The organism is Acidovorax sp. NO-1, assembly GCF_000238595.1.
Taxonomy (GTDB): Bacteria; Pseudomonadota; Gammaproteobacteria; order Burkholderiales; family Burkholderiaceae_C; genus Acidovorax.
This window is the reverse complement of sequence record NZ_AGTS01000075.1, coordinates 155,666-181,704: the sequence shown is the minus strand read 5'-3', so window position 1 is coordinate 181,704 and position 26,039 is coordinate 155,666. Positions and strand designations below refer to the sequence as shown.

Genomic DNA, 26,039 nt, shown 5'->3' with positions numbered 1-26,039 from the left:
TTGCACGCAGGCACAATCCCACCCCATGCGCTCCCCCATCGCCATCGTTGACGTAGACCGCCTGGACACCTGGACCCGCTACCGTGCAGGCCTGTGCGACACCTGCGCGGCCAACTGCTGCACGATGCCGCTGGAGGTGCAGCTCTCGGACCTGGTGCGGCTGGAACTGGTGCACCCGTTCGAGGCCGAGCATGAAGAAATCCGCCACATCGCCAAGCGGCTGCAGAAGGCGCGGCTGATCGACCATTTCAACCACAAGAACGCGGTCTTCACGATGGCGCGGCGGGCCAGTGGGGACTGCAACTTTCTCGACCCCAAGACGCGGCTGTGCACGGTGTATGACAAGCGGCCCGAAACCTGCCGCCTGCACCCGCAGAAGAAAAGCCCCAAGCCGGGCTACTGCGCCTACGGCGCGCGGGATCTGCAACGCCGCGGCTGAGGCCCTGCGGCGCAGCCAGCGCCCGGCATTGGTATGGAGGCACAAGGGTCCGCTGCTACAGTGGCCGCTCCGTGGACTCGTGAAGGACAACGCCGTGGATACCGATGCCAGCAGCAATGCGCCCCGCAGCAACAGCAGCAGCGGCAGCAGCCCCGGCAAACCGCGCATCTGCGTCGGGATTGGCGGCTGGACCTTCGAGCCCTGGCGCAACAACTTCTACCCCGCAGGCCTTGCGCACAGCAACGAGCTGCATTACGCCAGCCGCCAGCTCACGGCCATCGAGGTCAATGGCACCTACTACAGCACCTTCAAGCCGCCCACGTTTGCCAAGTGGTACGGCGAGACGCCCGAGGGCTTCATGTTTTCGCTCAAGGCCAGCCGTTTTGCGACGAACCGGCGGGTGCTGGCGGAGGCGGGCGATTCGATCGCGCGGTTTGTAGAGAGCGGCATCGCGGAGCTCAAGGACAAGCTCGGGCCCATCGTGTGGCAGTTCATGCCGACCAAGGTGTTTGAGCCCGGGGATTTCGAGGCTTTTCTGGCACTTCTGCCGCGCGAGGTGGGCGGCCGCCGCCTGCGCCATGCGCTGGATGTGCGCCACCCGAGTTTTGCCACGGCGGAGTTTGTGGCGCTGGCCCGCCGATACGGCTGTGTGCCGGTGTGCACCGATTCCGACAAGTTTCCCGCCATTGCGGATGCCGAGGCCGACTTTGCCTACCTGCGGCTGATGCGCAGCCAGGCCGATGTGCCCACGGGCTACACGCCCGAGGCGCTTGCGCAGTGGGCGCAAGGCGTGCGCGCCTGGACGGGCGGCGAGCGGCCGCGTGATGTGTTCGTGTATTTCATCAATGGCGCGAAGGAGCGCGCACCTGCGGGTGCGATGGCGCTGTTGCAGCAATTGGGCATGCGCAGGCGGGCATAGCGCCACCGCGCTTTCGCACTACGCGGTTTCGCGCTGCGTAAAGCCCTGGGGCGGCTCGCCGCCATCGGGCACATTGCCCACCACCACCGCATCCACCCGCGCCGAGGCCGGCCCCTGCTGAGCCCAGTCGATCAGTGCCTGCACGGCGTCTGGCGTGCCCCAGGCGCAGGCTTCGACCCGGCCGTCGTGGCGGTTGCGCACCCAGCCCTGCACGCCCAGGCGGGCTGCGGCCTGCACCATGGACCAGCGGTAGCCCACGCCCTGCACATGGCCACTGACGAGCAGGTGCTTGGTGATGGTGTTCGAAGTGTGAGGGGTGGTGTGGTGGTGCGGCATCGGTGGCGGTGACTGTAACGAACTCGCGGGCATGCGGCGGCACCCATGCGCCGCCGGTGCGTACTATGCTGCCGGGCATGTCCGCACCCCGCAAGGCCCTGCCTGCCATTGATACGCAACGCTGCACAGGCTGCGGGTGGTGCGTGGCAGCGTGCCCGCCGCACGTGCTGACGCTGCAGGTGCTGGGCACGGGCGTGTGGGGGCCCAAGCGCTCCGTGCTGGACGATGCGGCGGGCTGCACCGGGTGCGCGTTGTGTGCGGTGCGGTGCCCGTTTGATGCCATCGCCATGGTGCGGGCGTCGGCCAGCCTCCAGGACCAAAACCCCGTGCCACGGTAGCGGCGTTGTCCCACAGCCGTGCAGGGGCGGGCGTGGTGAGATGGCGGTTTCGTGCAGCGCGGCTGCTGCAACCGGTGCCGTTTTGGCCTGCAACGCATGCCCATTGGCTGCAACCACCCCATCATCCGAAGGAGAACCCCCCATGTCTGAAAAGAAAGCCAGCGTTCACTGGGAAGGTGCCGGAAAGTCCGGCCAGGGCCAGATCAGCACCGAGACCGGCGCGCTCGACAAGTACCCCTATGGCTTTGCCAGCCGCTTTGGCGACGACCGCAAGGGCACCAACCCCGAAGAGATCCTTGGCGCGGCGCACGCGGCCTGTTTCACCATGGCGTTTTCGTTTGCTGCCGACAAGGCAGGCTTCAGGACGGAGTCCATCGACACCACGGCCGCCGTGCGGCTGGCGAAGGAGGGCGATGGGTTTGTCATCGACCGCATCGCGCTCACGCTCAAGGCCAAGGTACCGGGCATGGATGACGCAGCCTTCCAGAAGCTGGCCGCAGATGCCAAGGCCAACTGCCCGCTGTCAAAGGCACTGGCTGCAGTGCCCGAGATCACGCTGACGGCCAGCCTGGTGGGATAACGGATGAGCAGGCTGCGCTGATTAGAGGCCAAATTGGCCTCCAGCGCTTATGCAGCAAGCGCGAGCAGCTATGAAATGTATACCCAACGGCCCGCAGCAGAGTCTGCCCCGCCCACACGCTGGGCCGCTGCGCCTGGTGCTGCGCTACACTGCGCCCTTCATGTCGTACGCTTTCCGCCCCTTCATCAACGCACGCGCCGCTGCCTTCCAAGGCATGGGCATGATGCCGCCCGCACACACGCGGGCCAATGGTGAACAGCGGGCACTGGGTGCACGAATGATTACCACCATTACCACCGCGGCCACCTGAGCACGCGCAGGTGGCCGTTTCGGCAGCCACCTGGTGATCGCTCTCTCTTCTCCCCAAGACGAATTGACTGAAACCCAGCTCTGGCAGCTGGGTTTTTTTGTTTGTCCGTTCGTTTTGTTCGTTAACCGGAGAAGTCCATGGTCCGCGATCCCGTACCGTCCTTTGTTGAAGCCCCATTGCTGCCGCCGTCTGCCACGGCCATGCGCCCCCTGCGTGTGGGCATGATCGGCATTGGCACCGTGGGCGCAGGCACCTTTCGCGTGCTGGCGCGCAACCAGGGGCTGATTGCCGGGCGCGCGGGGCGCGGCATCAAGCTGGTGGTGGTCTGCGCCCGCAGCCTGGCCCGCGCCATGGGCGTGGTGGGCAAGGATGTGGCCCTGACCAACGACCCGATGCAGGTCGCCACCCACCCCGAGGTGGATGTGCTGGTGGAGGCCGCTGGCGGCACCGGCCCCGCGCGCGACTGGGTGCTGGCCGCCATCCGCGCGGGCAAGCATGTGGTCACGGCCAACAAGGCGCTGCTGGCCACGCACGGCAACGAGATTTTTACCGCCGCGCGCCAGCACGGTGTGGCCGTGGCGTACGAAGGCGCGGTGGCGGTGAGCATCCCCATCGTGAAGGCGCTGCGTGAGGGCCTCACGGCCAACCGCATCGAGTGGGTGGCGGGCATCATCAACGGCACCACCAATTTCATCCTGAGCAAGATGCGCGATGAAGGCGTGGGCTTTGCCGAAGCGCTGGCGCAGGCCCAGGCGCTGGGCTACGCCGAGGCCGACCCGACGTTTGACATCGAGGGCATCGACGCCGCGCACAAGATCTCGCTGCTGGCGGCCAATGCGTTTGGCATGCCGGTGCGCTTTGCCGATGCGCAGGTGGAGGGCATCACCGCGCTGCAGGGCCTGGATGTGGCCTGCGCCGGGCAGCTGGGCTACCGCATCAAGCTGCTGGGCGTGGCACGGCGGCGTGGCGATGAAGGCATAGAGCTGCGCGTGCAGCCCGCGCTGGTGCCCGCCACGCACATGCTGGCGCATGTAAACGGGTCGATGAACGCCGTGATGGTCAAGGGCGATGCCTCGGGCGTGACGATGTACTACGGCGCGGGCGCGGGCGGTGAGCAGACCGCATCGGCCGTGATTGCCGACCTGGTGGATGTGGCGCGGCTGGATGGCACCCACGCGGGCCAGCGCGTGCCGCACCTGGGCTTTCACCCCCACGCGGTGGACGGGCAACTGGCGGTGCTGCCCCGCGCAAAGGTGCACACCCGCCACTACCTGCGCGTGCCGGTGCACAGCGCCCAGCAGATCGAGGCCGTGGGCGCCTGGCTGGCCGGGCAGCACGTGCCGGTGCTGCAGGTGGCACTGGCGCATGACACGGCCTTGCCCCCCGGCACCGGCCCCCAGGTGCTGGTGCTGACGGACGCGGTGGCGCAAGCCACCGTGGACCTGGCCGTGCACGCGCTGACCGCGCACACGGCGGTGGCCGGGCCGGTGGTGGCGCTGCGGGTGGAGGTGCTGCAGGGGTGATGCTATCGGTCAACCCCACGGCCGTTCATGCTGAGCCTGTAGACGCGCGGCACACGGCTTCCACAGGCTCAGCCCGAACGGGTTGGGGTGATTGGATCGGGGGGCGAGATTAGTGGTCAAAACAGGCCCTGGCGCTTATCCATCAAGCGCTGGCAGCTATGAAATTTGAATTCTCGGCCCCGAGTCACACCGCCCGCACCAACGCCGCCACGTCCGCCGCGCCGGGTGTTCCCTCGGCCATCAGCCCCTGCACCACGCCGGCACGGTCGGTGGCGGTGCGGTTCTGGCTCACCTTCCAGACGCCCTCCCAGCGCTCCACCGCCAGCTCGATGCCCACGATGGCGGCCAGCAGCTTGTGGATGTAGTCGGGCGGGGCATCGTCAATGCGCCAAGGGTCGGGGCGGTGCGCCTCGTGCCGCTCGCTCAGAATGTGCAGGATGGCGCGCAACTGCACTGGATCGTCCACCGCGCTGAGCGTGCCGTGGGCGTGCACGGTGGCGTAGTTCCAGGTGGGCACCTGCTTGCCGTCGATGGCCTTGGACGGATACCACGAGGGCGACACATAGGCCTGGGGGCCGTGGAACACGGCCACGGCCTGTTGCGGCAGCAGCGGCCACACGCCGTTGCCCCGCCCCACATGGCCCACCAGCGTGCCGTGCGGTCCGCGCGAGGGGTCCAGATACAAAGGCACATGGTTCACATGCAGCGTGCCCTCGTGCGACACGACCAGGGTGGCCAGGGGCTGGGCCTGCACCAGTCCCTGCTGCGCGGCCGGGTCGGTGACTTGAAACTGGCGGTTGGCAATGGTCATGTCAGGCTCCATCCACTTCGAGCACGGGCGCGCAGTCGATCTGCGTCTTGACCGAGTTGGCCAGAAAGCACGATGTGTGGGCGCGGTGGTGCAGGTCGTCCAGCTGGGCAGTGCTGGGCGCGTGGGCCCCATCAAAGCGCGTGACGGGGCGCAACTGCACGTGGGTGACGACAAGCTGCCCCTGCGCGTTCTTGGCCATGGTGCCCACGGCGGCGTCGGCGTAGCTGTTGAGCCGATAGCCCGCGCGGCTGGCGAAGTCCATAAACCACAGCATGTGACAGCTCGACAGGGCCGCGACATAGGCTTCTTCCGGGTCCACCGCTGCCGCGTCGGAATACGGCAGCGGCACGACATGGGGTGACGACGACGCGGCCACGGTGGCGCCGCCATCGAACTGCCACGTGTGGGTGCGGTGGTAGCGCTTGTCCAGAAAGTCATCGTTGCCACGGGACCAGGTGATAGTGGCGGTGTGCTCGGCCATGGATAGGTCTTTCTTGCGGTGGCCGGGCCTTGGAGGCAACACAAGCCCGGGATTTCTAAAATGGCTCTTCAGTTTATGGTTGCATCACCACAACCAAGGGGCCAATTCATGCCAGTTGCCGGAGCCAATCCCAAGACCACAGCCCCCCGGGACGGGCGCCTGGGCCAGTTGCGCCAGCAGGTGTACGAACAGCTGCGCAGCGCCATCGAACAGGGCCGGCTGCCGGCGGGCACGCGCCTGCCGCCGTCGCGCGAGCACGCAGCCAGCCTGGGCGTGTCACGCAACACCGTGCTGTGGGCCGTGCAGCGCCTGCAGGCCGAAGGGTATGTGGAGGCGCGTGTCGGCGACGGCACCTATGTCTCGCAGGCCGCGGGCGCACCGCCCACGCAAGGGCTGGTGGCGCCTCCGCGTGGGCTCTCGCGGCGCGGGCAGCTCATTGCCGAGACGGCTGCCCGCTGGCGCCCGCCGCATGTGGCGGCACGCGCATTCCGCATCGGCGCGCCCGAGGTGGACACGTTTCCGTTTGCGCTGTGGGACCGCCTGGCGCGCCAGGCCCGCCCCGGCCAGCGCAGCGCACGCGCGCAGTACCTGGACCCTGCGGGCGACCCCGAACTGCGCCAGGCCGTGGCACTGTGGCTGTGGGCTTCGCGCGGCATCCGCTGCGATGCGGCGCAGGTGGTGGTGTGCGCGGGCTCGCAGCAGGGCATCGACCTGATCGCGCGGCTGCTGCTGGACGTGGGCGATGAGGTGCTGGTGGAAGACCCCGGCTACCCCGGCATCCGCGCCAGCCTGCTGGGCCACAGCGTGCTGGCGCGGCCGGTGGCGCTGGATGCGCAGGGCCTGCAGATCGACCAAGGCGCGGCACAGTGGCCCGGCGCGCGCATGGTCGTGGTCACACCCACGCACCAGTTCCCCACCGGCGTGTGCATGCATCTCGCGCGGCGGCAGGCGCTGCTGCAATGGGCGCGCACCCACGACGCCTGGGTGGTGGAAGACGACTACGACGGCGAGTTCCAGTACGGCAAGAACGATGGCACGGCCCAGCGCGTGCCCGCACTGTGCAGCCTGCCGGGCTCGGAACGCGTGTTGTACGTGGGCACCTTCAGCAAGACACTGCACCCCGGCCTGCGGCTGGGTTTTGTGGTGGTGCCGCCCGCGCTGGTGGAGGCCTTTGCCATGGCCCGCGCCATCACCGACCGGCACGCACCCGGCGATGCACAAGCCGTGCTGGCGCGCTTCATTGCCGAAGGCCACCTGCTGCGCCACCTGCGGCAGATGCGCGAGCTGTACCAGGCGCGCCAGCAGATGCTGATCGACACGCTGGCCGACGCGAGCAACGGTGCGTGGCAACTGCAACCCAGCGACCGGGGCATGCACCTGCTGCACGAGGTGGCCCCCGGCACCGACGACGAAACCCTGAGCCGCCAGGCCCTGGCTGCGGGCGTGATGCTGGCGCCGCTGTCGCGCTATGCCATGCAGTCGGCGCGACGCGGCTGGCTGCTGGGGTATGCCGGGTATGACCCCGCCGAAATCCGGGCTGCGGCGCGCGTGGTGGGCGCATTGGCACGCAGGCCGGGATAATCGGCCGCTTCACGATCCCCCTGCGGCGGCACCGCATCGCCCCACTGCCTGCTTTCACCATGTCTGCCGTCGCCCCCGCCTCACCCGCCCAGCGTGTCCTCTCCGTCATCCCCCCGATGACGCAGCTGAACACGCCGTATCCCTCCACCGCCTACCTCACGGGCTTTCTGCGCTCGCGCGGTGTCACAGCCTTTCAGGAAGACCTGGCGCTGGCGCTGGTGCTGCAACTGTTATCGCCCGAGGGCCTGAAGGCCGTGGCCGCCAAGGTGGACGCTTTGCCCGCCAAAAAGCAGAGCCCCGCCGTGCAGAGTTTTGCGGCGCAAAAGGACCGGTATCTGGCCACCATCGGCCCCGCCATTGCCTTCTTGCAAGGCCGCGACAGCACGCTGGCGCACCGCATCGTGGGCCGCAACTACCTGCCCGAGGGCCCGCGCTTTGCATCACTGGATGTGTATGTGGATGACGAAGGCGGCGACCCGCTGGGCTGGGCCTTTGGCGCTTTGGGCCTGACCGACAAGGCCAAGCACCTGGCCACGCTGTACCTGAACGACCTGGCCGACGTGCTGCGCGATGCGGTGGACGAGCGCTTCGAGTTTGTGCGTTATGCCGAATCGCTGGCGGGCAGCCAGCCCACGTTTGACCCGCTGGCGAACGCGCTGGCCGCGCCGCACACGCTGGTAGACGACATGCTGGAGCAGCTCACGCTCGCATCCATAGAGCGCCACCAGCCCACCGTGGTGCTGCTGTCTGTGCCGTTCCCTGGCTCGGTGTATGCCGCCTTTCGCATTGCACAAAGCATCAAGGCCCGCCACCCGCACATCGCCACCGTGCTGGGCGGCGGCTTTGTGAACACCGAGCTGCGCGAGCTGGCCGACCCGCGCGTGTTCGACTTCTTTGACTACGCGACGCTGGACGCGGGCGAGCGCCCGTTGCTGGCGCTGCTGGAGCACCTGCGCGGCGAGCGCGGCCGCCAGCGGCTGGTGCGGACCTTTGTGCGCGATGACCGTGAAGGCGGCGATGGCGCGGTGCAGTACATCAACATGATGGAAGCCGATGTGGCCTTTGCCGAGGTGGGCACACCCACCTGGGACGGGCTGCCGCTGGACCGGTATCTCTCGCTGCTGGACATGCTCAACCCCATGCACCGCCTGTGGAGCGATGGGCGCTGGAACAAGCTGACGGTGGCGCATGGCTGCTACTGGAAGAAGTGCAGCTTCTGCGATGTGAGCCTGGACTACATCAGCCGCTACGAAGGCGCCAGCGCCGCCGTGCTGGCCGACCGCATTGAGCAGATCGTGCGCGAGACGGGGCAGACGGGTTTTCACTTTGTGGACGAAGCCGCACCGCCCAAGGCACTCAAGGCGCTGGCCACCGAGCTGATCGCGCGCAACGCTGGCATCAGCTGGTGGGGCAATGTGCGGTTTGAAAAAACCTTCACGCCCGACCTGGCCGAGTTGATGGCCGACAGCGGCTGCATTGCGATCTCGGGCGGGCTCGAAGTCGCGTCGGACCGGTTGCTGCAGCTCATGAAAAAAGGCGTGTCGGTGGACCAGGTGGCCCGGGTGACACGGGCGTTCACCGACGCAGGCATCCTGGTGCATGCCTACCTGATGTACGGCTTTCCCACCCAGACCGTGCAGGACACGGTGGACGCGCTCGAATACGTGCGCCAGCTGTTCGCCAATGGCTGCATCCAGAGCGGGTTTTTTCACCGCTTTGCCTGCACCGTGCATTCGCCCGTGGGCAAAAACCCCCAGGAATACGGCGTCACGCTGGCACCGCTGCCGCCGGGCGCATTTGCCAAAAACGACGTGGCCTTCATCGACCCCACGGGTGTGGACCACGACGCCCTGGGCTTGGGGCTGAAGAAGGCTATCTACAACTACATGCACGGCATCGGGCTGGAGGAAGACGTTCGCAGCTGGTTCCCGTTCAAGGTGCCCAAGACGACGGTGCGGCGCGATCGCATTGAGCGGGCGCTGCGCGAGCGCGGGTGAATGCAACGGCCCATACAGCCGCAGACTTCAAGCCAAAATGGCCGCCATCGCTTGTCGAATAAGCGCCAACAGCTATCAATAGTGAAGCGCCAATAAGGCGATCAATGCTTTTGCTTCTGGTACGCCTTGTCGGCCGGCGGCCCCCGGTCGGTGTCTTGCAACCCACGCTGGACATCACGGTAGGCCTGCTCGATTTGCGGGTCGGGTTCGCCGTGGGTCATGTCCACCGATTCATCCCGCTCGTGGGGCAGCTTGGGCTTTTCTTCCTTGCCGGCCGACTCCCCGGCCTTCACGGGCCCCTGCGTCCTGGGCCCAGGGGCCTGGCGCTTGGTGGTGTCTACCGAGGGTTCCGGGCCGATCGGGGCCGGGGCGGGTTGATCAGGGATTGGGGTATGGGGCATGGGGTCTCCGGGTGCTGGCGGGCTATCTGTTGAATCGTAAAAATGCGCACAACCCAGCCCTGTAGGCCCACAGCCCAAAAGCCCGACGGGTGATGGCGACGGCACGCCAAGCCCTTGCAGCCAACGGCCCGCCGAGCATGCGACACTACTGTATGTCTCAACAGGTGTGGGCCGCGCAGGCCCTTGAATCTTTCGATGCGGTGGTGTCGGCCACTGAGGGTTTTCGCGGCCGCCCGGGCCAGCGGCTGATGGCTGAGCAGGTGGCGCGCACGTTCAGCAGCGCCACGCTGGGCAAGGTGGATGAAGAAAGTGGCGAGGCTGCACCCACGCGCTCCATCGCGGTCATCCAGGCGGGCACGGGCGTGGGCAAGTCGCTCGCGTATTGCGCGCCCGCCATTGCGCTGGCGCTGTCGCGCGGTACGCGGGTGTTGATCTCCACGGCCACCGTGGCGTTACAAGAGCAGCTGGTCAACAAGGACCTGCCCGCGCTGGCGGCGCTGATGCCCCAGCCCTTCAAATTTGCGCTGGCCAAGGGGCGCGGGCGCTATGTATGCAAACTCAAGCTGGACCGCCTGGCGGGCACGGGCGAGGCGGAAGAAGAGGGCGAAGACGACCTGTTTGCCGAGGAGGAAGCAGCCGCCCGCGCCAAGCGCCCCCGGCATGAGACCGAGGCGCGCATCCAGTTCTATTCGACGATGGCGCAAACCTTGTTGAAAGGCGCGTGGGATGGTGACCGCGACAGCCTGGACACGCCGCCCGAGCCCGAGGTTTGGAGCCCCGTGGCGGCCGAGGGCGCATCGTGCACCGGCAAGCACTGCCCCGCCTTTAGCCAGTGCACCTACTACGACAAGCGCAAGGAGCTGGTGGGCGCGCAGGTGATTGTGGCCAACCACGATTTGCTGCTGTCATCCCTGGGCGCACGCGTGCTGCCTGAGCTGGACAACTGCCTGCTGGTGCTGGACGAAGCCCACCACCTGCCATCGACCGCTCTGGATCAATTCGCGTGCAGCATGGACCTGTCGCGCATCACCTGGATCGAGCGCCTGTCCAGCAGGGGCCTGCGCATCGGTGCGCTGCTGGAGGTCGAAGAGATTGCCGACATCCCCAAGCACTCGGCCCAGTTGCGGCAGACGTTGCAAGACCTGGCGCGCATCGTGATGGATGTGTACGGGGTTCAACTCAAAAGCCAGCCCAGCGCCTGGGGCCCGGCGCGCGTGCGGGTGCCGCGTGGCGAGTTGCCCGAGCAGCTCATTGCCCCGCTGGGCCTGCTGGCCGCCAGTGCCGAAGGCTTTCTCGACGCGCTGCGCGCCATCAGCAAAGCCCTGCGCGCCGAGATGCGCGACAAGCCCGACGAGGCCAAGCGCCTGTCCACGCTGTATGCGCAGATCGGCATGCTGGCCCCGCGCCTGGAAGAGCTGCACGCCACCGCGCAACTGCTGCTGCAGGATGCGCCCGAAGGCGCGGTGCCGGCAGCCAAATGGTTCACGCTGGAGGTGGATGGCGACTTCATCGTGGTCAAGGCGCACGCCAGCCCCATCCTGCCTGGCACCACGCTGCGCAACCACCTGTGGAGCGCCGTGCGCGGCGCGGTGCTGACATCGGCCACGCTCACCAGCTGCGGGCACTTTGATTTCTTCCTGCGCGAGGCGGGCCTGCATGGCGATGAAGCCACCACCACGCTCGAAGTGCCCAGCCCCTTCAACTACGCCGCGCAGGGCACGCTGATTGCCGCCGAAACCCGCGCCGATCCCAAGAACGCCGCACAGTTCACCACCGAGATGGTCGATGCGCTGCTGCACGACATTGCCCGCGTGGAATACGGCGCGCTGGTGCTGTTCACCTCACGCGAGCAGATGCGACAGGCGGTGGACGCATTGCCCACCGCCATGCGCAGCGTGGTGCTGGTGCAGAACGCACTGCCGCGCACGCAGTTGCTACGCCGCCACCGCGAGCGGGTGGACAACGGCGAGCCCTCGGTCATCTTTGGCATGCAGTCGTTTGGCGAGGGGCTGGACCTGCCGGGGCGGCTGTGCGAATCGGTCTTCATCACCAAGCTGCCTTTTGCCCCGCCCGACGACCCCGTGGGCGAGGCCCGCGCCGAATGGCTGCGCGCCGTGGGGCGCGACCCCTTCAGCGAACTGGTGGTGCCCGCCACCGCCATCCGCCTGGCGCAGTGGGTGGGCCGCGCGATTCGCACCGAAGAAGACATGGCGCATGTGTACTGCTACGACAAGCGGCTGACGCGCACCAGCTATGGGCAGCGGTTGCTCAAAGGCCTGCCGCCGTTTGCGCTGGAGCAGCGCGCGCCCCTGTGAGGCCGCGCAGTGTCGGACAGGGACCCACGCGCACCCGGGCCGGGGGATGACGCAGCGCGCGCAGCGGGCGCCCTACAGTGGTGGCTACCCCTCCATTCCCACAGGACACCCTCCCATGCAACATCACGACACCGACGCACAGAACACCTTGTGGAAGCTCATCAAGGACATCCGCTTTGGCATGCTCACGCACCGCACGTCCACCGGCATGCTGCACGCGCACCCGCTCACCACGCAAAACCGCAAGATTGACGAACACAACGAGCTGTACTTCTTCATCCCCAAGTCGGGCGAACTGTATGAACGCCTGCTGACCGATGGCGAAGTGAACGTGTCGTATGCCGACCCCGGCGACGACAGCTATGTGTCGGTCTCGGGCCAGGCGCGTGCCGTGGACGACCAGGGCCAGAAGGAGGCGTTGTGGACACCCATGGCCAAGGCGTGGTTTCCGGGCGGCCCCACCGACCCTGACCTGGCGCTGCTGGCGGTGCGCATCCGCCATGCCGAATACTGGGACGTGGACGAAAGCAAGATGGTGCAGCTCTTCAAGATGGCCAAGGCCGCCATCACGGGCGAACCACCCCGCAGCCTGGGCGAGCACAAGGAGTTGACGCTGTCTTGAGGCCCCCGGCACCGGATTACCTATAAAAACAGGCTCCAGCGCTTATCTGTCATGCGCTGACAGCTATTGATTTTATAGCGACACGTTCAAACCAAGGAGCCGCAGGCTCCTTTTTCTTTGGTGGCGCGGTCTTGAAACCCGCCACCTGGCATCCAATTGCCATCCATACACCATCCATATGGATGTTTATTGGAGTCTCTTTCATGAGCAACATCGTTCCCATCGCCCCCCGCAGCAAGGTGCCCGAGTCGGAAAAGGTCACCATCAACCTCGGTTTTGTGGACCTGGGGCATATCGACCTGCTGGTGTCCGAAGGCTTTTACGCCAACCGCACCGACTTCATCCGCACCGCCATCCGCAACCAGCTGTCGGCCCAGAATGAAGCCGTGCGGCAGGTGGTGGCCCGCAAGATGCTTGTGCTGGGGCTGCAGCGCTTTGGCCGCGCCGAGCTGGAGGCGGTGCAGGCGGCCGGCCAGGCGCTGGAGATCCGCGTTCTGGGCCTGGCCAGCATCGACGACGACGTGCCGCCCGCGCTGGCACAGGCCGCCATCGCCTCCGTGACGGTGCTGGGCGCGTTTCATGCAAGTGCCGAAGTCAAGGCTGCGCTGTCGGGGCGCATCCATTGAACCCCGCCACACCGCACCACGGCACGCAGCCCGTGCACCCCACCCCACAAGGAACCCCCATGGACTGGAACATCAACCTCAAGCACCTGATGGGTGAAGCCACCCGGCTGGTGCGCAACGGCCTGCTGGCCGACGCAACGCGGGCCATCCAGCAAACGCTGGGGGGCGGCACGGGCAGTTTTGGAGCCGACGCCCCCGCAGCCGCAGCCCCGCTGCCCGGGCCCGCGGTCAACCTCGCCTCGACATGGCGCAGGGCCGGCACACCAGCCAATGTGGAAGACGCCGTGGTGGTCGAGCGCAGCCCCCGGCAAGCCCCGCGCCCTGCGGCAGGCCCCCCGGTGGCAGAGCCGCCCGGCAGCTTCACGCGTGTGGCGTTTGCCCACCCTGGTGCACGGCACAACCCGCACCACTACCACCTGTACGTGCCGCCGGGCGCCACCGCAGACACGCCCCTGCCCCTGGTGCTGATGCTGCACGGCTGCACACAAAACCCCGTGGACTTTGCCACCGGCACGGGCATGAACGACGCGGCCGCCCCCGTCAACGCACTGGTGCTGTACCCCGAGCAGCCCCACAGCGCCAACCCCAACGGCTGCTGGAACTGGTTTCGCCCGGGCGACCAGCACCGGGGCAGCGGCGAGCCCGCGCTGCTGGTGGCCATGGTGCGTGACGTGATGGCGCGCCACGCGGTGGATGTACAGCGCGTGTACGTGGCAGGCCTGTCGGCCGGCGGCGCCATGGCCGCTGTGCTGGGGCGCGAATACCCCGACGTGTTCGCCGCAGTGGGCGTGCACTCGGGCCTGCAGGCCGGCGCGGCGCACAACGTGATGGGCGCGCTATCGGCCATGAAAAGCGGGGCCAGGCCGGGTGCTGCCACCCGTTCCACCGGCAACGCAGTGGCAAGCCCGCCGCCGCCCCTCATCGTGTTTCACGGCGATGCCGACGCCACCGTGCATGCGCACAACGCAGAGCAGCTCATCCAGGCACAGCTCACCGCCCTGGCCGCCGCGCAGGGCGGTACACCGCACACGGTGCAAGCCGTGCACAAGGGCCAGTCGCCCAATGGGCGCGGCTACACCCGCACCGTCTATGCGCTGCCCGGCGACACTGCAAGCGCCGTGGTGGCAGAGCACTGGCTGCTGCACCACACCGGGCACGCCTGGGCTGGCGGGCACGCGGGCGGCAGCCACACCGACCCCGCCGCCGTGAATGCCACCGCCGAGATGCTGCGCTTCTTCCTGGCGCACCGCCTGCCCAGCCAGTGAGCCGCCGCGCCCCGCCGGTGGTGGCATGCGCGCGCCGGGCGGGCCGCCCACCTTTGCTAGGCTCGGGGGCCCACCACCGCGCCGCACGCCATGCCCTTGTCTCGAACCGTCACTCTCACCGTGCTGGCCATGCTGGCGTTTACAGGCAATTCCCTGCTGTGCCGCGCCGCGCTCCAGCACACCGGGATGGATGCGGCCACGTTCACCAGCGTGCGGCTGGCCACCGGCGCAGCCACGCTGGCGGTGCTGGTGGCATGGCGTAAAAGCGGGCCGGCGTGGCGTGCGGGCAACTGGCCGTCTGCGGCGGCGCTGTGCGTGTATGCGGCCGGGTTCTCGTTTGCCTATGTCAGCCTCACGGCCGCCACGGGTGCGCTGCTGCTGTTTGGTGCGGTGCAGGCCACGATGATCGGCCACGGTCTGTACCGCGGCGAGCGGCTGGGCCCGCTGCCCCTGGCGGGCCTGGTGCTGGCGTTTGCCGGCATCGGGGCGCTGCTGCTGCCGGGCCTGTCGGCACCGCCGCTGGGGGCCGCCGCGTTGATGCTGCTGGCGGGCGTGGCCTGGGGCGTGTATTCGCTGCGCGGCCGCAGCGGCGGTGATGCCACCGACACCACAGCAGGCAATTTTCTGCGTGCCACGCCGCTGGCCCTGCTGCTGAGCATCGCCACGCTGGGCCACACCGCGTGGGACGCGCCGGGCCTCGCGTATGCGGCGGCGTCGGGTGCGCTGGCATCGGGTGTGGGCTACGCGCTGTGGTACGCCGCGCTGCCCCAGCTTCGTGCCACGCAGGCCGCCACGGTGCAACTGAGCGTGCCCGTGCTGGCGGCGCTGGGCGGCGTGGCCCTGCTGGGCGAGCCGCTGACGCTGCGGCTGACGCTCGCGACCGTCGCCATTCTGGGCGGGATCGGGCTGGTGATCCGCGAGAAGACTCCCCGGGTGTAGCTTCTCGGCGTGCAGTTGCAACAGCGATACTGCCGCCCTGTTACCGCTCCTGGCGTTTGCCACACCGCACCCCATGCCCCCCATCGCCGTCATCGACTTTGAAACCACCGGCATCTCGCCCGGCCAGGGCGCGCGCGCCACCGAAGTGGCCATCGTGTTGCTGGAAAAAGGGCAGGTGGTGGACCGCTTTCAGAGCCTGATGAAAACCGGCGCGTGGATACCGCCTTTCATCACCCAGCTCACCGGCATCACCAATGCGATGGTGAACACCGCGCCCGATGCGGCGCAGGTGATGCAGGACGCCGCGCGCTTTGTGGGCGATGCACCCATGGTGGCGCACAACGCCGCGTTTGACAGCAAGTTCTGGCAGGCCGAGCTGGCGCTGGCCGGGCTGACTGCACCGCAGCCGTTTGCGTGCACGGTGCTGCTGTCGCGGCGCCTGTACCCGCAGGCGCCCAGCCACAAGCTGGGCACGCTGGTGGACTACCACGGCCTGCCGCGCACGGGCCAGGCCCACCGGGCGCTGGCCGATGCCGAGATGGCGGCTGCGCTGCTGGCGCGCATGCAGCACGACCTGCGCACGCACTGGCGGGTGGCAGAGCCCAGCTACACGCTGCTGCAAACGCTGCAGCGCTGCGCCCGGCCCAAGGTGGGCGCGCTGCTGGCGCAGCACGCCGTGGCATGAGGGCGTTGCGCTGCCGGGTGGTGCCGTATCAATTACTATTAATTTGATAGCTATCAGCGCTTGATGGATAAGCGCCAGGGGCACTTTTTACTGATATTTTGCTGCGCTGTGCTCCGGCGGCGCCGCAGGCACGGGCAGGGCCAGGGCACCGCGCCGCGGGCACAAATCCCGGAGAATCCGCGCTTTCTGTTTTGTTTCACTCCCGCTTTCCAACAAAGCGCCCTCTGCATGACCGACGCCACCACTTCCACCACGCCGCCCCCCCTGCCCGACCATCTGTCGGTAGACCCCCGCAGCCCCCACCATGTGGCCGAGGTGTTCAAGCACGACATCGGCATCCGTTTCAACGGCAAGGACCGCACCGATGTGGAGGAATACTGCATCAGCGAAGGCTGGGTGAAGGTGCCTGCGGGCAAGACGGTGGACCGCAAGGGCCACCCGCTGATGATCAAGCTCAAGGGCAAGGTGGAAGCCTTCTACAAGTGACGACTGCACGGGCGGCCGCACCGGGCCTCTCCAGCCCCTGGGTGATTCACTGCGACGGCAGCGCCTGGCCCAACCCCGGTCGCATGGGGCTGGGGGCATTGCTGGTGGGGCCCGACGGCACCGTACGGCACCAGATCTCTGAAGCCACCACCTTCACCGGCTGCAACAACGAGGCCGAGCTGCGCGCACTGCTGCGGGCGCTGCAGTGGCTGCAGGGGCAGGCAGCGGCCGCCACCACGGCGGTGCAGGTGTTCAGCGACAGCAGCGTGCTGGTGGAGCAACTGGCCCCACCGGCGGGCGCACCCACCCTGGCCCCCATCGCGCGCCTGGCGCCCCTGTTTGACGAGGCGCGCACCGTGCTGCAGCAGTTTGCACAGGTGAACCTGCAATGGGTTCCCCGCCACCGCAACGGCGCCGCCGATGCGCTGGCGCGCGCCGCGCTGGGGCTGGCGCCCAAAGCAGCCACACCGGCCGGGCGCGTGCAGCGCGGGAAGCGCCGCAGGCGCTGACCGGCCCCCTGGCGGCGCAAATCCCCACGCCGGCGGTGGTTCAGGCGCCCACACGGCATTCCATCCGTTACCCTTCGGCCCATGCGCGCCTTTCACAGCCTGAGCCTTGCCGCCTGCGCCGCCGCCCTGCTGGTGCTGGGCGGCTGCAGCACGTCGCGGGCCCCTTCAGCTTCTTCGTCCTCGTCTTCCGCGTCACCGCCGGCACCGATCCGCACCAGCCCGCCGCTGTCTGCCGAGCAGGCGCACGACATCGCCATCCATGCACTGGGCCTGGTGGGCACGCCGTACCGCTATGGCGGCAACACGCCCGAATCGGGTTTTGATTGCAGCGGGCTGATCGGGTACGTGTACCGCAACCAGGTGGGCACCCCGCCACCGCGCACGGTGGCGCAGCTCAACCGCTGGGGATACCCGATCGACGGCAGCGAGCTGCGGGTGGGCGACCTGGTGGTGTTTGGCACAGGCCGCCAGCCCAACCATGCCGGCATCTATGTGGGGGAGGGACGCTTTGTGCACGCGCCCTCCACGGGTGGCACGGTGCGGCTGGACCATTTGCAGTCGCGCCACTGGGCCCGGCAGAACGCGGCGTTTCGCAGACCTTGAATTCGGACACCCCCCTGAGCGGCTTCGCCGCTTCCCCCCGCTCTGGCATCGCTGCGCGCTGCGGGGCAGGGGGACGACGCACTCGCTGCGGGGCGGCCCTTGCTCTGCGTCTCTCGCGGGGGTCGCGCCAGTCTTTGGCAACGTGCCTCGATTCGGCCAGCGACCGGGCTCCGCGACAATCGGGGCCACCATGACCCATGCACACCGCTCCGCACACCCTGTTTCCACCCACGATACGACGCGCATCGATGACACGCGCATCAAGGCCGTGCGGCCGCTGATCACGCCTGCGTTGCTGCAGGAGTGGCTGCCCGCGCCCGATGCGGCGCAGGCGCTGGTCGAATCGAGCCGCGCCGCCATCTCGCGCATCCTGCACGGGCAGGACGACCGGCTGATCGTGGTGGTGGGGCCCTGCTCCATCCACGACCATGGCCAGGCGATGGAGTACGCGCGCCAGCTCAAGACGCAGGCCGACGCGCTGCAAGATGATCTGCTCGTGGTGATGCGCGTGTATTTTGAAAAGCCGCGCACCACCGTGGGCTGGAAGGGCTACATCAATGACCCGCACCTGGATGGAAGCTTTGCGATCAACGAGGGGCTGGAGCTGGCGCGCCAGCTGCTGCTGGATGTGCTGGCCACGGGCCTGCCGGTGGGCACCGAATTTTTGGACCTGCTCTCGCCGCAGTTCATCAGCGACCTGGTGAGCTGGGGCGCGATTGGCGCGCGCACCACCGAGAGCCAGAGCCACCGCCAGCTGGCCAGCGGCCTGTCGTGCCCCGTGGGTTTCAAGAACGGTACCGATGGCGGTGTGAAGGTGGCTTCCGACGCCATCCAGGCGGCCCAGGCCTCGCACGCCTTCATGGGCATGACCAAGATGGGCCAGGCTGCGATCTTCGAGACACGTGGCAACCAGGACTGCCACGTGATCCTGCGGGGAGGCAAGCAGCCCAACTACAGCGCTGCCGATGTAGATGCCGCCTGCGCCATGCTGCAGGCGGCGGGCCTGCGCGGGCAGGTGATGATCGATGTGAGCCACGCCAACAGCAGCAAGCAGCACCAGCGCCAGATCACGGTCGCCGGCGAAGTGGCGCAGCAGATTGCGGCGGGGGACGCGCGCATCACCGGCCTGATGATCGAAAGCCACCTGCAGGAAGGCCGCCAGGACATCGAGCCCGGCCAGCCGCTGCAGCATGGCGTGTCAGTGACCGACGCCTGCATCAGCATGGCGCAGACGGTGCCGGTGCTCGAGGGGCTGGCGGCCGCCGTGCGCGCGCGGCGCGCGCGGGGCTGACACCTGCGCGGCGGCGGCCTACCGCTGGGGGGCGGGTTCGATATTGCGTGCCGTCGCCAGGAGCGTGGCGCACAGGGTTTCCTGGCCGTTCCCGTCCACCGCAACGACATCTGCCGCACAGACGGTGAGCAACCGCCCCGCATCCACCACGCGCCCGCGCGCACGCAGGCAAGCGCCCCGCGCGGGTGCCACGAGTTTCACGGTGGCGTCCACCGTGGCGTTGGTCCAACCCGGCGGCAGCACAGTGCCCGCTGCCGCCACCGCCGCAAAGTCGGCCACGGCAAACACGGCTGTGGCCTGCAGCTGGCCGGGCCGAAAGCTGAAGGCCTCACTCACCGGGATTTCCACTTCCACCCTCCCCGCTTCGGCATGGACAAAGCGCAGCCCGAGCGTGCGGGCCATGGGCATGGCTTGCACAAAGGCCTGCAATGCAGCGAGGGAGGCGGTGGGCGAGGGGGATGGCAAAGGGGTGGTCATGGCGTTTTCCGGGGCGGTGGGGTGGGGGAAGGGGGCTCTACGGTGGCCCTGGGCCGCACGCGCGGCCAGGTGCGGGCAGTCTCGCGCTTGCGTGGCTGTTGCGCCTGCAACCACGCCTGGTGATCCAGCACCACCTGCTTTTGGGCCTGCAGCTGGCGGATCTGCTCGGCCAGTGCGTCCGCACGCTCCTGCAGGGCCTGCACCATGTCGTCGATGCCCAGCGTGCGCGCGCGGTAGTCCGCAAGCCGCTGTGCAATCTGGGGCAAGGCAAAGCCCAGCTGGCGCGACATGGCGATGAACACCACCTCGCGCTTGACGCTGGCGGGGTAGTCGCGGTAGCCGTTGGGCCGGCGGTGCGGGCGGATCAGCCCCAGCCGCTCATAGTGGCGCAAGGCGTGAACGGACACCGAGGCCTGGCGGGCAAGTTCGGAGATCTGCATGGCGCACAGGCTAGCAAGCATGGCGCTGCGCGAAGGTTGCCTGCGCGACTCTGACGGCCGGCCCCACGCGGTGTAGCATTGCTGCTTTACAAGTTGTCACCCGTCGCCTGCGCCATGGCGCCGGTGTCTGGCCGTTCGGCGTGTGCCGCTTTACCGACCCCACCCTGTGTTGATACAGCTCCAGCCCCTTTGCAACGCCCCGCAGGCCGCCCTGCGGCTGGAGGAGGGCTGCATCACGCCCACGGGCCAGGAGCGGGCGTGACGATGCTGCCTGCCCACGCTTCCCACGAGGCCGCGCGGCTCCAGGCACTGCAGTCCTACGGCATTCTCGACACCCTGCCCGAAGAAGCCTTCGACCAGCTGGCCACGCTGGCCGCACGGGTGTGCGACTGCCCCATGGCGGTGGTCAACTTTGTGGACAGTGAACGCCAGTGGTTCAAGGCCGCCATCGGCGTGCCGTTTGCCCAGACCGACCGTGCCATCGCGTTTTGCGCCTACGCGCTTGATGGCCGCCGCGAGCCAGTGGTGGTGCCCGATGCCAGCCAGCACCCGGTGTTTGCCAACAACCCGCTGGTGGTGGGCGAGCCCTGCGTGCGGTTCTATGCCTGTGTGCCCCTGGTCAACCCCGAAGGTTTTGCGGTGGGCACCCTGGCGGTACTCGACACCGTTCCCCGCAGCCTGGGCGCCGAGCAGATCGAGGGCCTGAGCATCCTGGCCGACCAGGCCATGGTGCAGCTGGAGCTGCGCCGCCAAAAGAGTGCCCTGGCCGAGCTGGTGCAGGAACGCGACTACATTCATGCCGAGCTGCTCAAGCAGGGGCAGGCGCTGCGTGTGGCCGGGCAGATTGCGCGCGTGGGCGGCTGGACGGTCGATATCGCCACGCGCCAGCTCACCTGGTCACAGGAAATTGCCGACGCCTATGGCCTGAGCCATCGCGTCTGCAGCCTGGCCGATGCACTGCAGCTCTACACACCGCCACACCGGGAGACGATGCGCCAGGCCTTTGAAGCCTGCATGGCCCAGGGCACGCCGTTTGATGTGGAAGCCGAGGTGATGATGCCCGGGGGCGCGTGCTACTGGGTGCGAACGGCGGGGCAGGCCGCACGCAACAACGCCGACGGGCAGATCGTGCATGTGCAGGGGGCGTTTCAGGACATCACGGCGCAGTTCCAGGCGCAGCAGGCGCGGCGCGAGAGCGAAGAGCGTTTTCTCCTGGTGTCGCGCGCCACGGCCGATGCCGTGTGGGACTGGAACCTGGTGACCGACCTCATGTGGTGGAACGAGGGCATGCAGAACCTGTTTGGCGTGCCGCTCGACCAGCTGCCGCCCGACAGCACGTCCTGGACACTGCGCCTGCACCCCGAAGACGCCGAGCACACCCTGCACGGCATTCATGCCGCCATCGACGGCACAGCCCACCACTGGTCGGCCGAATACCGCTTTCAACGCCAGGATGGCAGCTACGCCTGGGTGCTCGACCGGGGCTTTCTGATCCGCGATGCCGACGGCAAGGCCGTGCGCATGGTGGGCGGCATGACCGACATCAGCGCCCAGAAGCTGGCCGAGCTGGACGCCCAGCGCGATGCACAGAACCACGCCGAGCTGCTGCAGGTGCAGCAGCGCATTTCGTCCATGGACATGCCCCTGCCCGAGGTGCTGCAGCTGGTCGCCAGCACCGTGCTGCGCCAGACGGAGGCGCGTGGCGCGATGGTGGAGCTGCTGGAAGGCCGCCAGCTGGTGGCCCAGGCCTCGGCCGGCGACCATGTACGGCCCGTGGGCAACCTGCTGGCGGTGGACGAGAGCCTGCTGTGGCCCGCACTCAGCCAGGGCCAGACGGTGGTGTGCAACGACACCGAAGCCGAGGGCTGGGACATGGCCTCGATGCCCCACCGCCATGGCGTGCGCTCGGTGATGGCCGTGCCATTGCGTGCCGGCGAGGCGGTGGTCGGCTCGCTCAAGGTGACCTCTGACAAGGCCCACGCGTTTTCGCGGCGCGATGTGGCGCATCTGGAGATCCTCACAGAGTCCCTGGGGGCCATGGTGCAGCTTCGGCATGTGGCCGGCCAGCTCAAGGCGTCCGAGCAGCAGTACCGGATGCTGTTTGACGAGCACCCGCACCCGATGTGGGTGTACGACAAGGAAACCCTGCGCCTGCTGGCCGTGAACCAATCGATGGAGACGCACTACGGCTACACCGAGGCCGAGCTGCTCAACATGCAGATGACGGACCTGTGGCCCGCAGAACGGCGCGAGGCCATGAAATCTGCCATCGAAGCCATTCCGATCGACCAGCGCAGGAAGCCCGTTGTCAGTCGCCACCTCAAGAAAGACGGCACGTTCATGGACGTGGAGATCACGGCGGGCGGCATCAGCTTCGATGGCCGGCCCGCCCGCCAGGTGCTGGCCACCGATGTGACCGAACGCCTGCGCACCGAGCGCGAGCTCGCCCGCATGGGCCGCGCCCAGCGCCTGCTCAGTGCCTGCAACGAAACCCTGGTGCGGGCCACCTCCGAAACCGCACTGCTGCAGGCCATCTGCCAGATTGCCGTGGACATTGGTGGCTACCGCATGGGCTGGGTGGGTTTTGCGCTGGACGACGAGCGCAAAACCATTGCCGCCGTGGCCCACGCGGGCCACAACCAGGGCTATCTGGAGCAACTGCAGCTGTCCTGGTCGGCCGACGACCCGTATGGCCGGGGGCCGGCAGGGGTCGCCGTGCGCACGGGCAAGCCCGTGATCGTGCAGGACATCCGCACCGAGGGCAATTTCGCCGACTGGACCGGCCGCATGCTGGACCACGGCTTTCACGGCGTCATCTGCCTGCCGCTGCAGGACCGCGACGGCGGTCGCGACCGCACCTTTGGCCTGCTGTACCTCTATGCCCCGGAGATTCTGCAGATCAGCGCCGACGAGGCCGCACTGCTGCAGGAGCTCGCCAACGACCTGGCCTTTGGCATCACCAGCCTGCGTGTGCACAAGGCGCAGCAGCGCCTGCAGGCCTCGGTGCTCAAGGTGGCGGCGGCAGTGTCGGCCAGCACGGGCACCGAATTTTTTGTGCAGCTGGTGCGCAACATGGCCGATGCGCTGGGCGCCCAGGGCGGCTGCGTGGTGCGCCTGCTGCCCGATGCGCCCGGCAAGCCCCCCCGCGTGGCCACGCTGGCAGCGGTGCTAGACGGGCACATGCTGCCCAACAGCGAATACAGCCTGGAAGGCACTCCCAGCCTGTTGCTGATGTCGCAACGCGAGTACGTGGTGGCCGACAAGGTGCAGCAGCGCTACCCCGATGCCCCCGTGCTGCGCGAGGTGGGTGCCCAGGCCTATGCCGGGCAGCAGCTTTGCAATGGCGATGGCGAGGTGGTGGGCATTGTCTTCGTGCTGTTCCGCCAGGCACTGGCAGAGACTGACTTCATCACCTCCACCCTGCAGATCTTTGCGGCGCGGGCGTCTGCAGAAATCGACCGGCAGCTGGCCGACGCGCGCATCCGCCACCAGGCCTCGCTGCTGGACAAGGCGCAGGATGCCATCCTGGTGCGCGACCTGCAGCACCACATCATCTACTGGAACAAGAGCGCCGAGCGCCTGTATGGCTGGACGCAGCTGCAGGCGCTGGGCCAGTCGATCGAAACACTGCTGTACGACGACCCCACCCACTTCCGCCACGCCACGCAGGCCGTGATGGACCACGGCGAGTGGACCGGCGAGATCGTGCAGCTCCACCGGGATGGCAGCCCCATCGAGGTGGAAGGCCGCTGGACGCTGGTGCGGGGCGACGATGGCCAGCCGCAATCCATCCTGGCCATCAACACCGACATCCGCCAGCGCAAGGCCAATGAGCGCGAGATCCAGCGCCTGGCGTTTTACGACGCCCTCACCGGCCTGCCCAACCGCATGCTGCTGATGGACCGCATGGGCCACGCGCTGGCCAATGCCCAGCGGCGCCAGCAGGGCGGCGCGCTGCTGTTCATTGACCTTGACAACTTCAAGACCCTCAACGACACCCTGGGCCACGACCAGGGCGACCTGCTGCTACAGCAGGTGGCGCAGCGGCTGAACACCTGTGTGCGTAGCGTGGACACCGTGGCCCGCCTGGGCGGCGACGAATTCGTGGTGATGCTGGAAGAGCTCAGCCCCAGGCCACACGAGCTGGCCCTGCACGCCCGGGGCGTGGGCGAGAAGATCCTGTCCATGCTGGCCGTGCCGTACGCGCTGGCAGGCTATCAGTACCGCAGCACGCCCAGCATCGGCATCGCGCCCTTCACGGGCGAGCAGACCACGGTGGGCGAGCTGCTCAAGCAGGCCGACCTGGCCATGTACCAGGCCAAGACGGCAGGGCGCAACACGCTGCGCTTTTTCGACCCCGACATGCAGGCCGTGGTGACGGCCCGTGCAGGCCTGGAAACCGACCTGCGTGCCGCACTGGCGCAAGAGGAATTTTTGCTGCACTTTCAGCCGCAGATGCACCAGTCGGGCCGCTGCGTGGGGGTGGAGGCGCTGGTGCGCTGGGCACACCCCCAGCGCGGCATGGTGGCACCTGCGCAGTTCATCCCGCTGGCCGAGGAAACCGGGCTCATCCTGCCGCTGGGCCGCTGGGTGCTGCACACGGCCTGCAAGCTGCTGGCCAGCTGGCAGGACGACCCGGCGCTTTCGCACCTGACCATGGCCGTGAACGTGAGCTCACGCCAGTTCCGGCACGCCAGTTTTGTGGACGACGTGGCCCGGGTGCTGGCCATCACCGGCGCGCCGTCCTCGCTGCTCAAGCTGGAACTCACCGAAAGCGTGCTGGTGGAAGACATGGAAACCACCATCGCCACCATGGCCGCGCTGCGCTCGCACGGCGTGGGGTTCTCGCTGGACGACTTTGGCACCGGCTATTCGTCGCTGAGCTACCTCAAGCGCATGCCGCTCGATCAGCTCAAGATCGACCAGAGCTTTGTGCGCGACCTGCTGACCGACCCGAACGACGCGGCCATTGTGGACACCATCATCGGCCTGTCGCGCAGCCTGGGCCTGGAGGTGATCGCCGAAGGCGTGGAAACGCCCGAGCAGCGCGAGCTGCTGGCCCGCGCAGGCTGCCAGCTCTACCAGGGCTACTTGGTCAGCCGCCCCCTGTCGGTGGACCTTCTGGACGCCTTCCTGCACGCGCCGGCGGCGTAGGCACCCCCGCCCAACCGGCCGACCAGCCCCAGAGCAGCTATTACGGCTGCTTTTTTTCGCGCGGTCGCCGCGCCCGGCCAGGGTCACGGGCGTCGCGGAGGTTTCTCCTTTGTCTTCTTCTTAATGTCTCTATAAATACATAGTCGTAGTAGTAGAGACAGGCCCTGGGTGTGGACAAGTGCGTTTTCCTGAACGCTGGCGCCTACTTGGGTGCGGCCCAACCCTGTGCACCCGCCCCCGCTGCCGCTGTCGTCGCGCCGGGGATAAAACCTGCAAACCTCTCCATGGTGTGGATAACCCCCGGGTTGTGCCAGAACTGTCCCCAGTCTTGTGCACTGGCGTTGGGGTGCGCGGCAATTTCATCAAAAAGGGGCTCAAACGCTTGATGGATAAGCGCAAGCAGCTATTTTTTCATAGTAAAAAGATTGGGCATGGGCGGTGTGGGCGACGGTCGGGCCAGAAAGCGGCTTCACTTCGCACGGCCCGCAACCCATCCGGGCGGCCAACCGGGCGGGCTGACGTTTCGTCCGCTCAGGCTTGGGAATCCCGCGAACCAGGCGCAGCCAGTGGCGCGTATCACCCCTGCAGGGCCAGGGCGGGGTTGGGGTTCTGGTTGTTCTTCTATAGCTTTATATATAAATAACAGTAGTAGTAGAGCAGGCGCATGGGTGTGGACAAGGCGGTTTTCTTCAATCCTGACAAGGGCTTGCGTTGCCGCAAAGTATGTGGGGCGGCATGCACAAAGCGCGGGGCCCGCAGACAACAACTTCGGGCGCGTGCGGTTGTGTGTGGATAACTGCCAGGTTGTGCCACTTTTCTCCACAGCGTTTTCCACAGGTGCCGCCCTGATGGCCTGCCCATGTACGGAACACAGGCGCAAAAAAACCCGGCGTTCGGGGCGGAACGCCGGG

26 protein-coding genes are annotated in these 26,039 nt (G+C 67.7%); 19 read left to right on the top strand and 7 right to left on the bottom strand.

The features are described from left to right. The first annotated feature begins 25 nt into the window (after positions 1–25). On the top strand, positions 26–439 hold the full coding sequence (locus KYG_RS09665) for a YkgJ family cysteine cluster protein (protein ID WP_008904703.1): 414 nt from the start codon (positions 26–28) through the stop codon (positions 437–439). A gap of 94 nt (positions 440–533) precedes the next feature. Next, positions 534–1,358 carry a DUF72 domain-containing protein gene (locus KYG_RS09660; protein ID WP_139019348.1) on the top strand — a complete coding sequence of 275 codons (825 nt, stop codon included), beginning with the start codon at positions 534–536 and terminating at the stop codon, positions 1,356–1,358. Between the two features lie 18 nt (positions 1,359–1,376). Here KYG_RS09660 and KYG_RS09655 read toward each other — a convergent pair whose 3' ends face one another. Further along, complete coding sequence (locus tag KYG_RS09655) at positions 1,377–1,694, bottom strand: acylphosphatase (RefSeq protein WP_008904701.1); 318 nt, start codon at positions 1,692–1,694, stop codon at positions 1,377–1,379. Between the two features lie 77 nt (positions 1,695–1,771). On the opposite strand from KYG_RS09655, the gene KYG_RS09650 reads away from it, so the two are divergent. From KYG_RS09650 to KYG_RS09635, 4 genes are all read left to right on the top strand, one after another. Next, positions 1,772–2,032: an ATP-binding protein gene (locus KYG_RS09650; RefSeq protein WP_182120972.1), complete on the top strand. Its 261-nt coding sequence runs from the start codon at positions 1,772–1,774 to the stop codon at positions 2,030–2,032. 142 nt (positions 2,033–2,174) lie between these two features. Beyond that, positions 2,175–2,612: an OsmC family protein gene (locus KYG_RS09645; protein WP_008904699.1), complete on the top strand. Its 438-nt coding sequence runs from the start codon at positions 2,175–2,177 to the stop codon at positions 2,610–2,612. A gap of 70 nt (positions 2,613–2,682) precedes the next feature. Next, entirely contained in the window at positions 2,683–2,922 is a 240-nt protein-coding gene (locus KYG_RS09640) for a hypothetical protein (RefSeq protein ID WP_008904698.1), read from the top strand. A 137-nt stretch (positions 2,923–3,059) separates the two neighbouring features. Continuing rightward, positions 3,060–4,445, top strand: a complete 1,386-nt coding sequence (locus KYG_RS09635) for a homoserine dehydrogenase (protein ID WP_008904697.1) — start codon at positions 3,060–3,062, stop codon at positions 4,443–4,445. Between the two features lie 184 nt (positions 4,446–4,629). On the opposite strand, the gene KYG_RS09630 is transcribed toward KYG_RS09635, so the two are convergent. After that, positions 4,630–5,256 (bottom strand): FMN-binding negative transcriptional regulator, encoded by a 627-nt coding sequence (locus KYG_RS09630; protein ID WP_008904696.1) that lies wholly within the window; start codon positions 5,254–5,256, stop codon positions 4,630–4,632. A 1-nt stretch (position 5,257) separates the two neighbouring features. Further along, positions 5,258–5,737 (bottom strand): OsmC family protein, encoded by a 480-nt coding sequence (locus KYG_RS09625; RefSeq protein WP_008904695.1) that lies wholly within the window; start codon positions 5,735–5,737, stop codon positions 5,258–5,260. Between the two features lie 108 nt (positions 5,738–5,845). On the opposite strand from KYG_RS09625, the gene KYG_RS09620 reads away from it, so the two are divergent. Together KYG_RS09620 and KYG_RS09615 are read left to right on the top strand one after the other, a co-directional pair. Further along, positions 5,846–7,318, top strand: a complete 1,473-nt coding sequence (locus tag KYG_RS09620; RefSeq protein WP_008904694.1) for a PLP-dependent aminotransferase family protein — start codon at positions 5,846–5,848, stop codon at positions 7,316–7,318. 116 nt (positions 7,319–7,434) lie between these two features. Then, positions 7,435–9,315, top strand: coding sequence for a radical SAM protein (locus KYG_RS09615; protein ID WP_008904693.1), 1,881 nt, complete (start codon positions 7,435–7,437; stop codon positions 9,313–9,315). A gap of 101 nt (positions 9,316–9,416) precedes the next feature. On the opposite strand, the gene KYG_RS09610 is transcribed toward KYG_RS09615, so the two are convergent. Continuing rightward, on the bottom strand, positions 9,417–9,716 hold the full coding sequence (locus KYG_RS09610) for a hypothetical protein (protein ID WP_034693908.1): 300 nt from the start codon (positions 9,714–9,716) through the stop codon (positions 9,417–9,419). A 152-nt stretch (positions 9,717–9,868) separates the two neighbouring features. Here KYG_RS09610 and dinG point away from each other — a divergent pair, with 152 nt between their 5' ends. Beyond that, positions 9,869–12,031 (top strand): ATP-dependent DNA helicase DinG, encoded by a 2,163-nt coding sequence (dinG, locus tag KYG_RS09605; protein WP_008904691.1) that lies wholly within the window; start codon positions 9,869–9,871, stop codon positions 12,029–12,031. Between the two features lie 115 nt (positions 12,032–12,146). Beyond that, positions 12,147–12,653, top strand: a complete 507-nt coding sequence (locus KYG_RS09600; RefSeq protein WP_008904690.1) for a pyridoxamine 5'-phosphate oxidase family protein — start codon at positions 12,147–12,149, stop codon at positions 12,651–12,653. Between the two features lie 49 nt (positions 12,654–12,702). Here the strand turns inward: KYG_RS09600 and KYG_RS24675 are convergent, their stop codons facing one another. Further along, positions 12,703–12,858: a hypothetical protein gene (locus KYG_RS24675; RefSeq protein WP_160165343.1), complete on the bottom strand. Its 156-nt coding sequence runs from the start codon at positions 12,856–12,858 to the stop codon at positions 12,703–12,705. On the opposite strand from KYG_RS24675, the gene KYG_RS09595 reads away from it, so the two are divergent. The 8 genes from KYG_RS09595 (at position 12,857) to KYG_RS09560 (ending at position 19,057) form a co-directional block, all read left to right on the top strand. Further along, positions 12,857–13,279, top strand: coding sequence for a CopG family transcriptional regulator (locus tag KYG_RS09595; protein ID WP_008904689.1), 423 nt, complete (start codon positions 12,857–12,859; stop codon positions 13,277–13,279). The two genes, KYG_RS24675 and KYG_RS09595, sit on opposite strands and share 2 nt — an antisense overlap. A 59-nt stretch (positions 13,280–13,338) precedes the next feature. Beyond that, on the top strand, positions 13,339–14,544 hold the full coding sequence (locus KYG_RS09590) for a PHB depolymerase family esterase (RefSeq protein ID WP_008904688.1): 1,206 nt from the start codon (positions 13,339–13,341) through the stop codon (positions 14,542–14,544). A gap of 90 nt (positions 14,545–14,634) precedes the next feature. Then, entirely contained in the window at positions 14,635–15,483 is an 849-nt protein-coding gene (locus KYG_RS09585; protein WP_034693906.1) for a DMT family transporter, read from the top strand. A 73-nt stretch (positions 15,484–15,556) separates the two neighbouring features. Further along, complete coding sequence (locus KYG_RS09580) at positions 15,557–16,168, top strand: PolC-type DNA polymerase III (RefSeq protein WP_008904686.1); 612 nt, start codon at positions 15,557–15,559, stop codon at positions 16,166–16,168. 228 nt (positions 16,169–16,396) lie between these two features. Further along, the gene (locus tag KYG_RS09575; protein ID WP_008904685.1) at positions 16,397–16,654 is read left to right on the top strand and encodes a DUF3297 family protein; all 258 of its coding nucleotides are present in this window, start codon (positions 16,397–16,399) and stop codon (positions 16,652–16,654) included. After that, a complete protein-coding gene (locus KYG_RS09570) occupies positions 16,651–17,163 on the top strand; it encodes a ribonuclease HI family protein (protein WP_008904684.1) in 513 nt (170 codons plus the stop codon). Before KYG_RS09575 ends, KYG_RS09570 begins: the two co-directional genes overlap by 4 nt. An 81-nt stretch (positions 17,164–17,244) precedes the next feature. After that, the gene (locus tag KYG_RS09565; protein ID WP_008904683.1) at positions 17,245–17,766 is read left to right on the top strand and encodes a C40 family peptidase; all 522 of its coding nucleotides are present in this window, start codon (positions 17,245–17,247) and stop codon (positions 17,764–17,766) included. Between the two features lie 190 nt (positions 17,767–17,956). Further along, the gene (locus KYG_RS09560) at positions 17,957–19,057 is read left to right on the top strand and encodes a 3-deoxy-7-phosphoheptulonate synthase (RefSeq protein ID WP_008904682.1); all 1,101 of its coding nucleotides are present in this window, start codon (positions 17,957–17,959) and stop codon (positions 19,055–19,057) included. A gap of 18 nt (positions 19,058–19,075) precedes the next feature. Here the strand turns inward: KYG_RS09560 and KYG_RS09555 are convergent, their stop codons facing one another. Both KYG_RS09555 and KYG_RS09550 read right to left on the bottom strand, forming a co-directional pair. Continuing rightward, on the bottom strand, positions 19,076–19,534 hold the full coding sequence (locus tag KYG_RS09555; RefSeq protein ID WP_008904681.1) for a PaaI family thioesterase: 459 nt from the start codon (positions 19,532–19,534) through the stop codon (positions 19,076–19,078). Further along, complete coding sequence (locus KYG_RS09550) at positions 19,531–19,995, bottom strand: MerR family DNA-binding transcriptional regulator (protein ID WP_008904680.1); 465 nt, start codon at positions 19,993–19,995, stop codon at positions 19,531–19,533. Before KYG_RS09550 ends, KYG_RS09555 begins: the two co-directional genes overlap by 4 nt. Positions 19,996–20,238: 243 nt before the next feature. On the opposite strand from KYG_RS09550, the gene KYG_RS09545 reads away from it, so the two are divergent. Then, complete coding sequence (locus tag KYG_RS09545) at positions 20,239–25,128, top strand: EAL domain-containing protein (protein ID WP_008904679.1); 4,890 nt, start codon at positions 20,239–20,241, stop codon at positions 25,126–25,128. Positions 25,129–26,039: the final 911 nt, after the last annotated feature.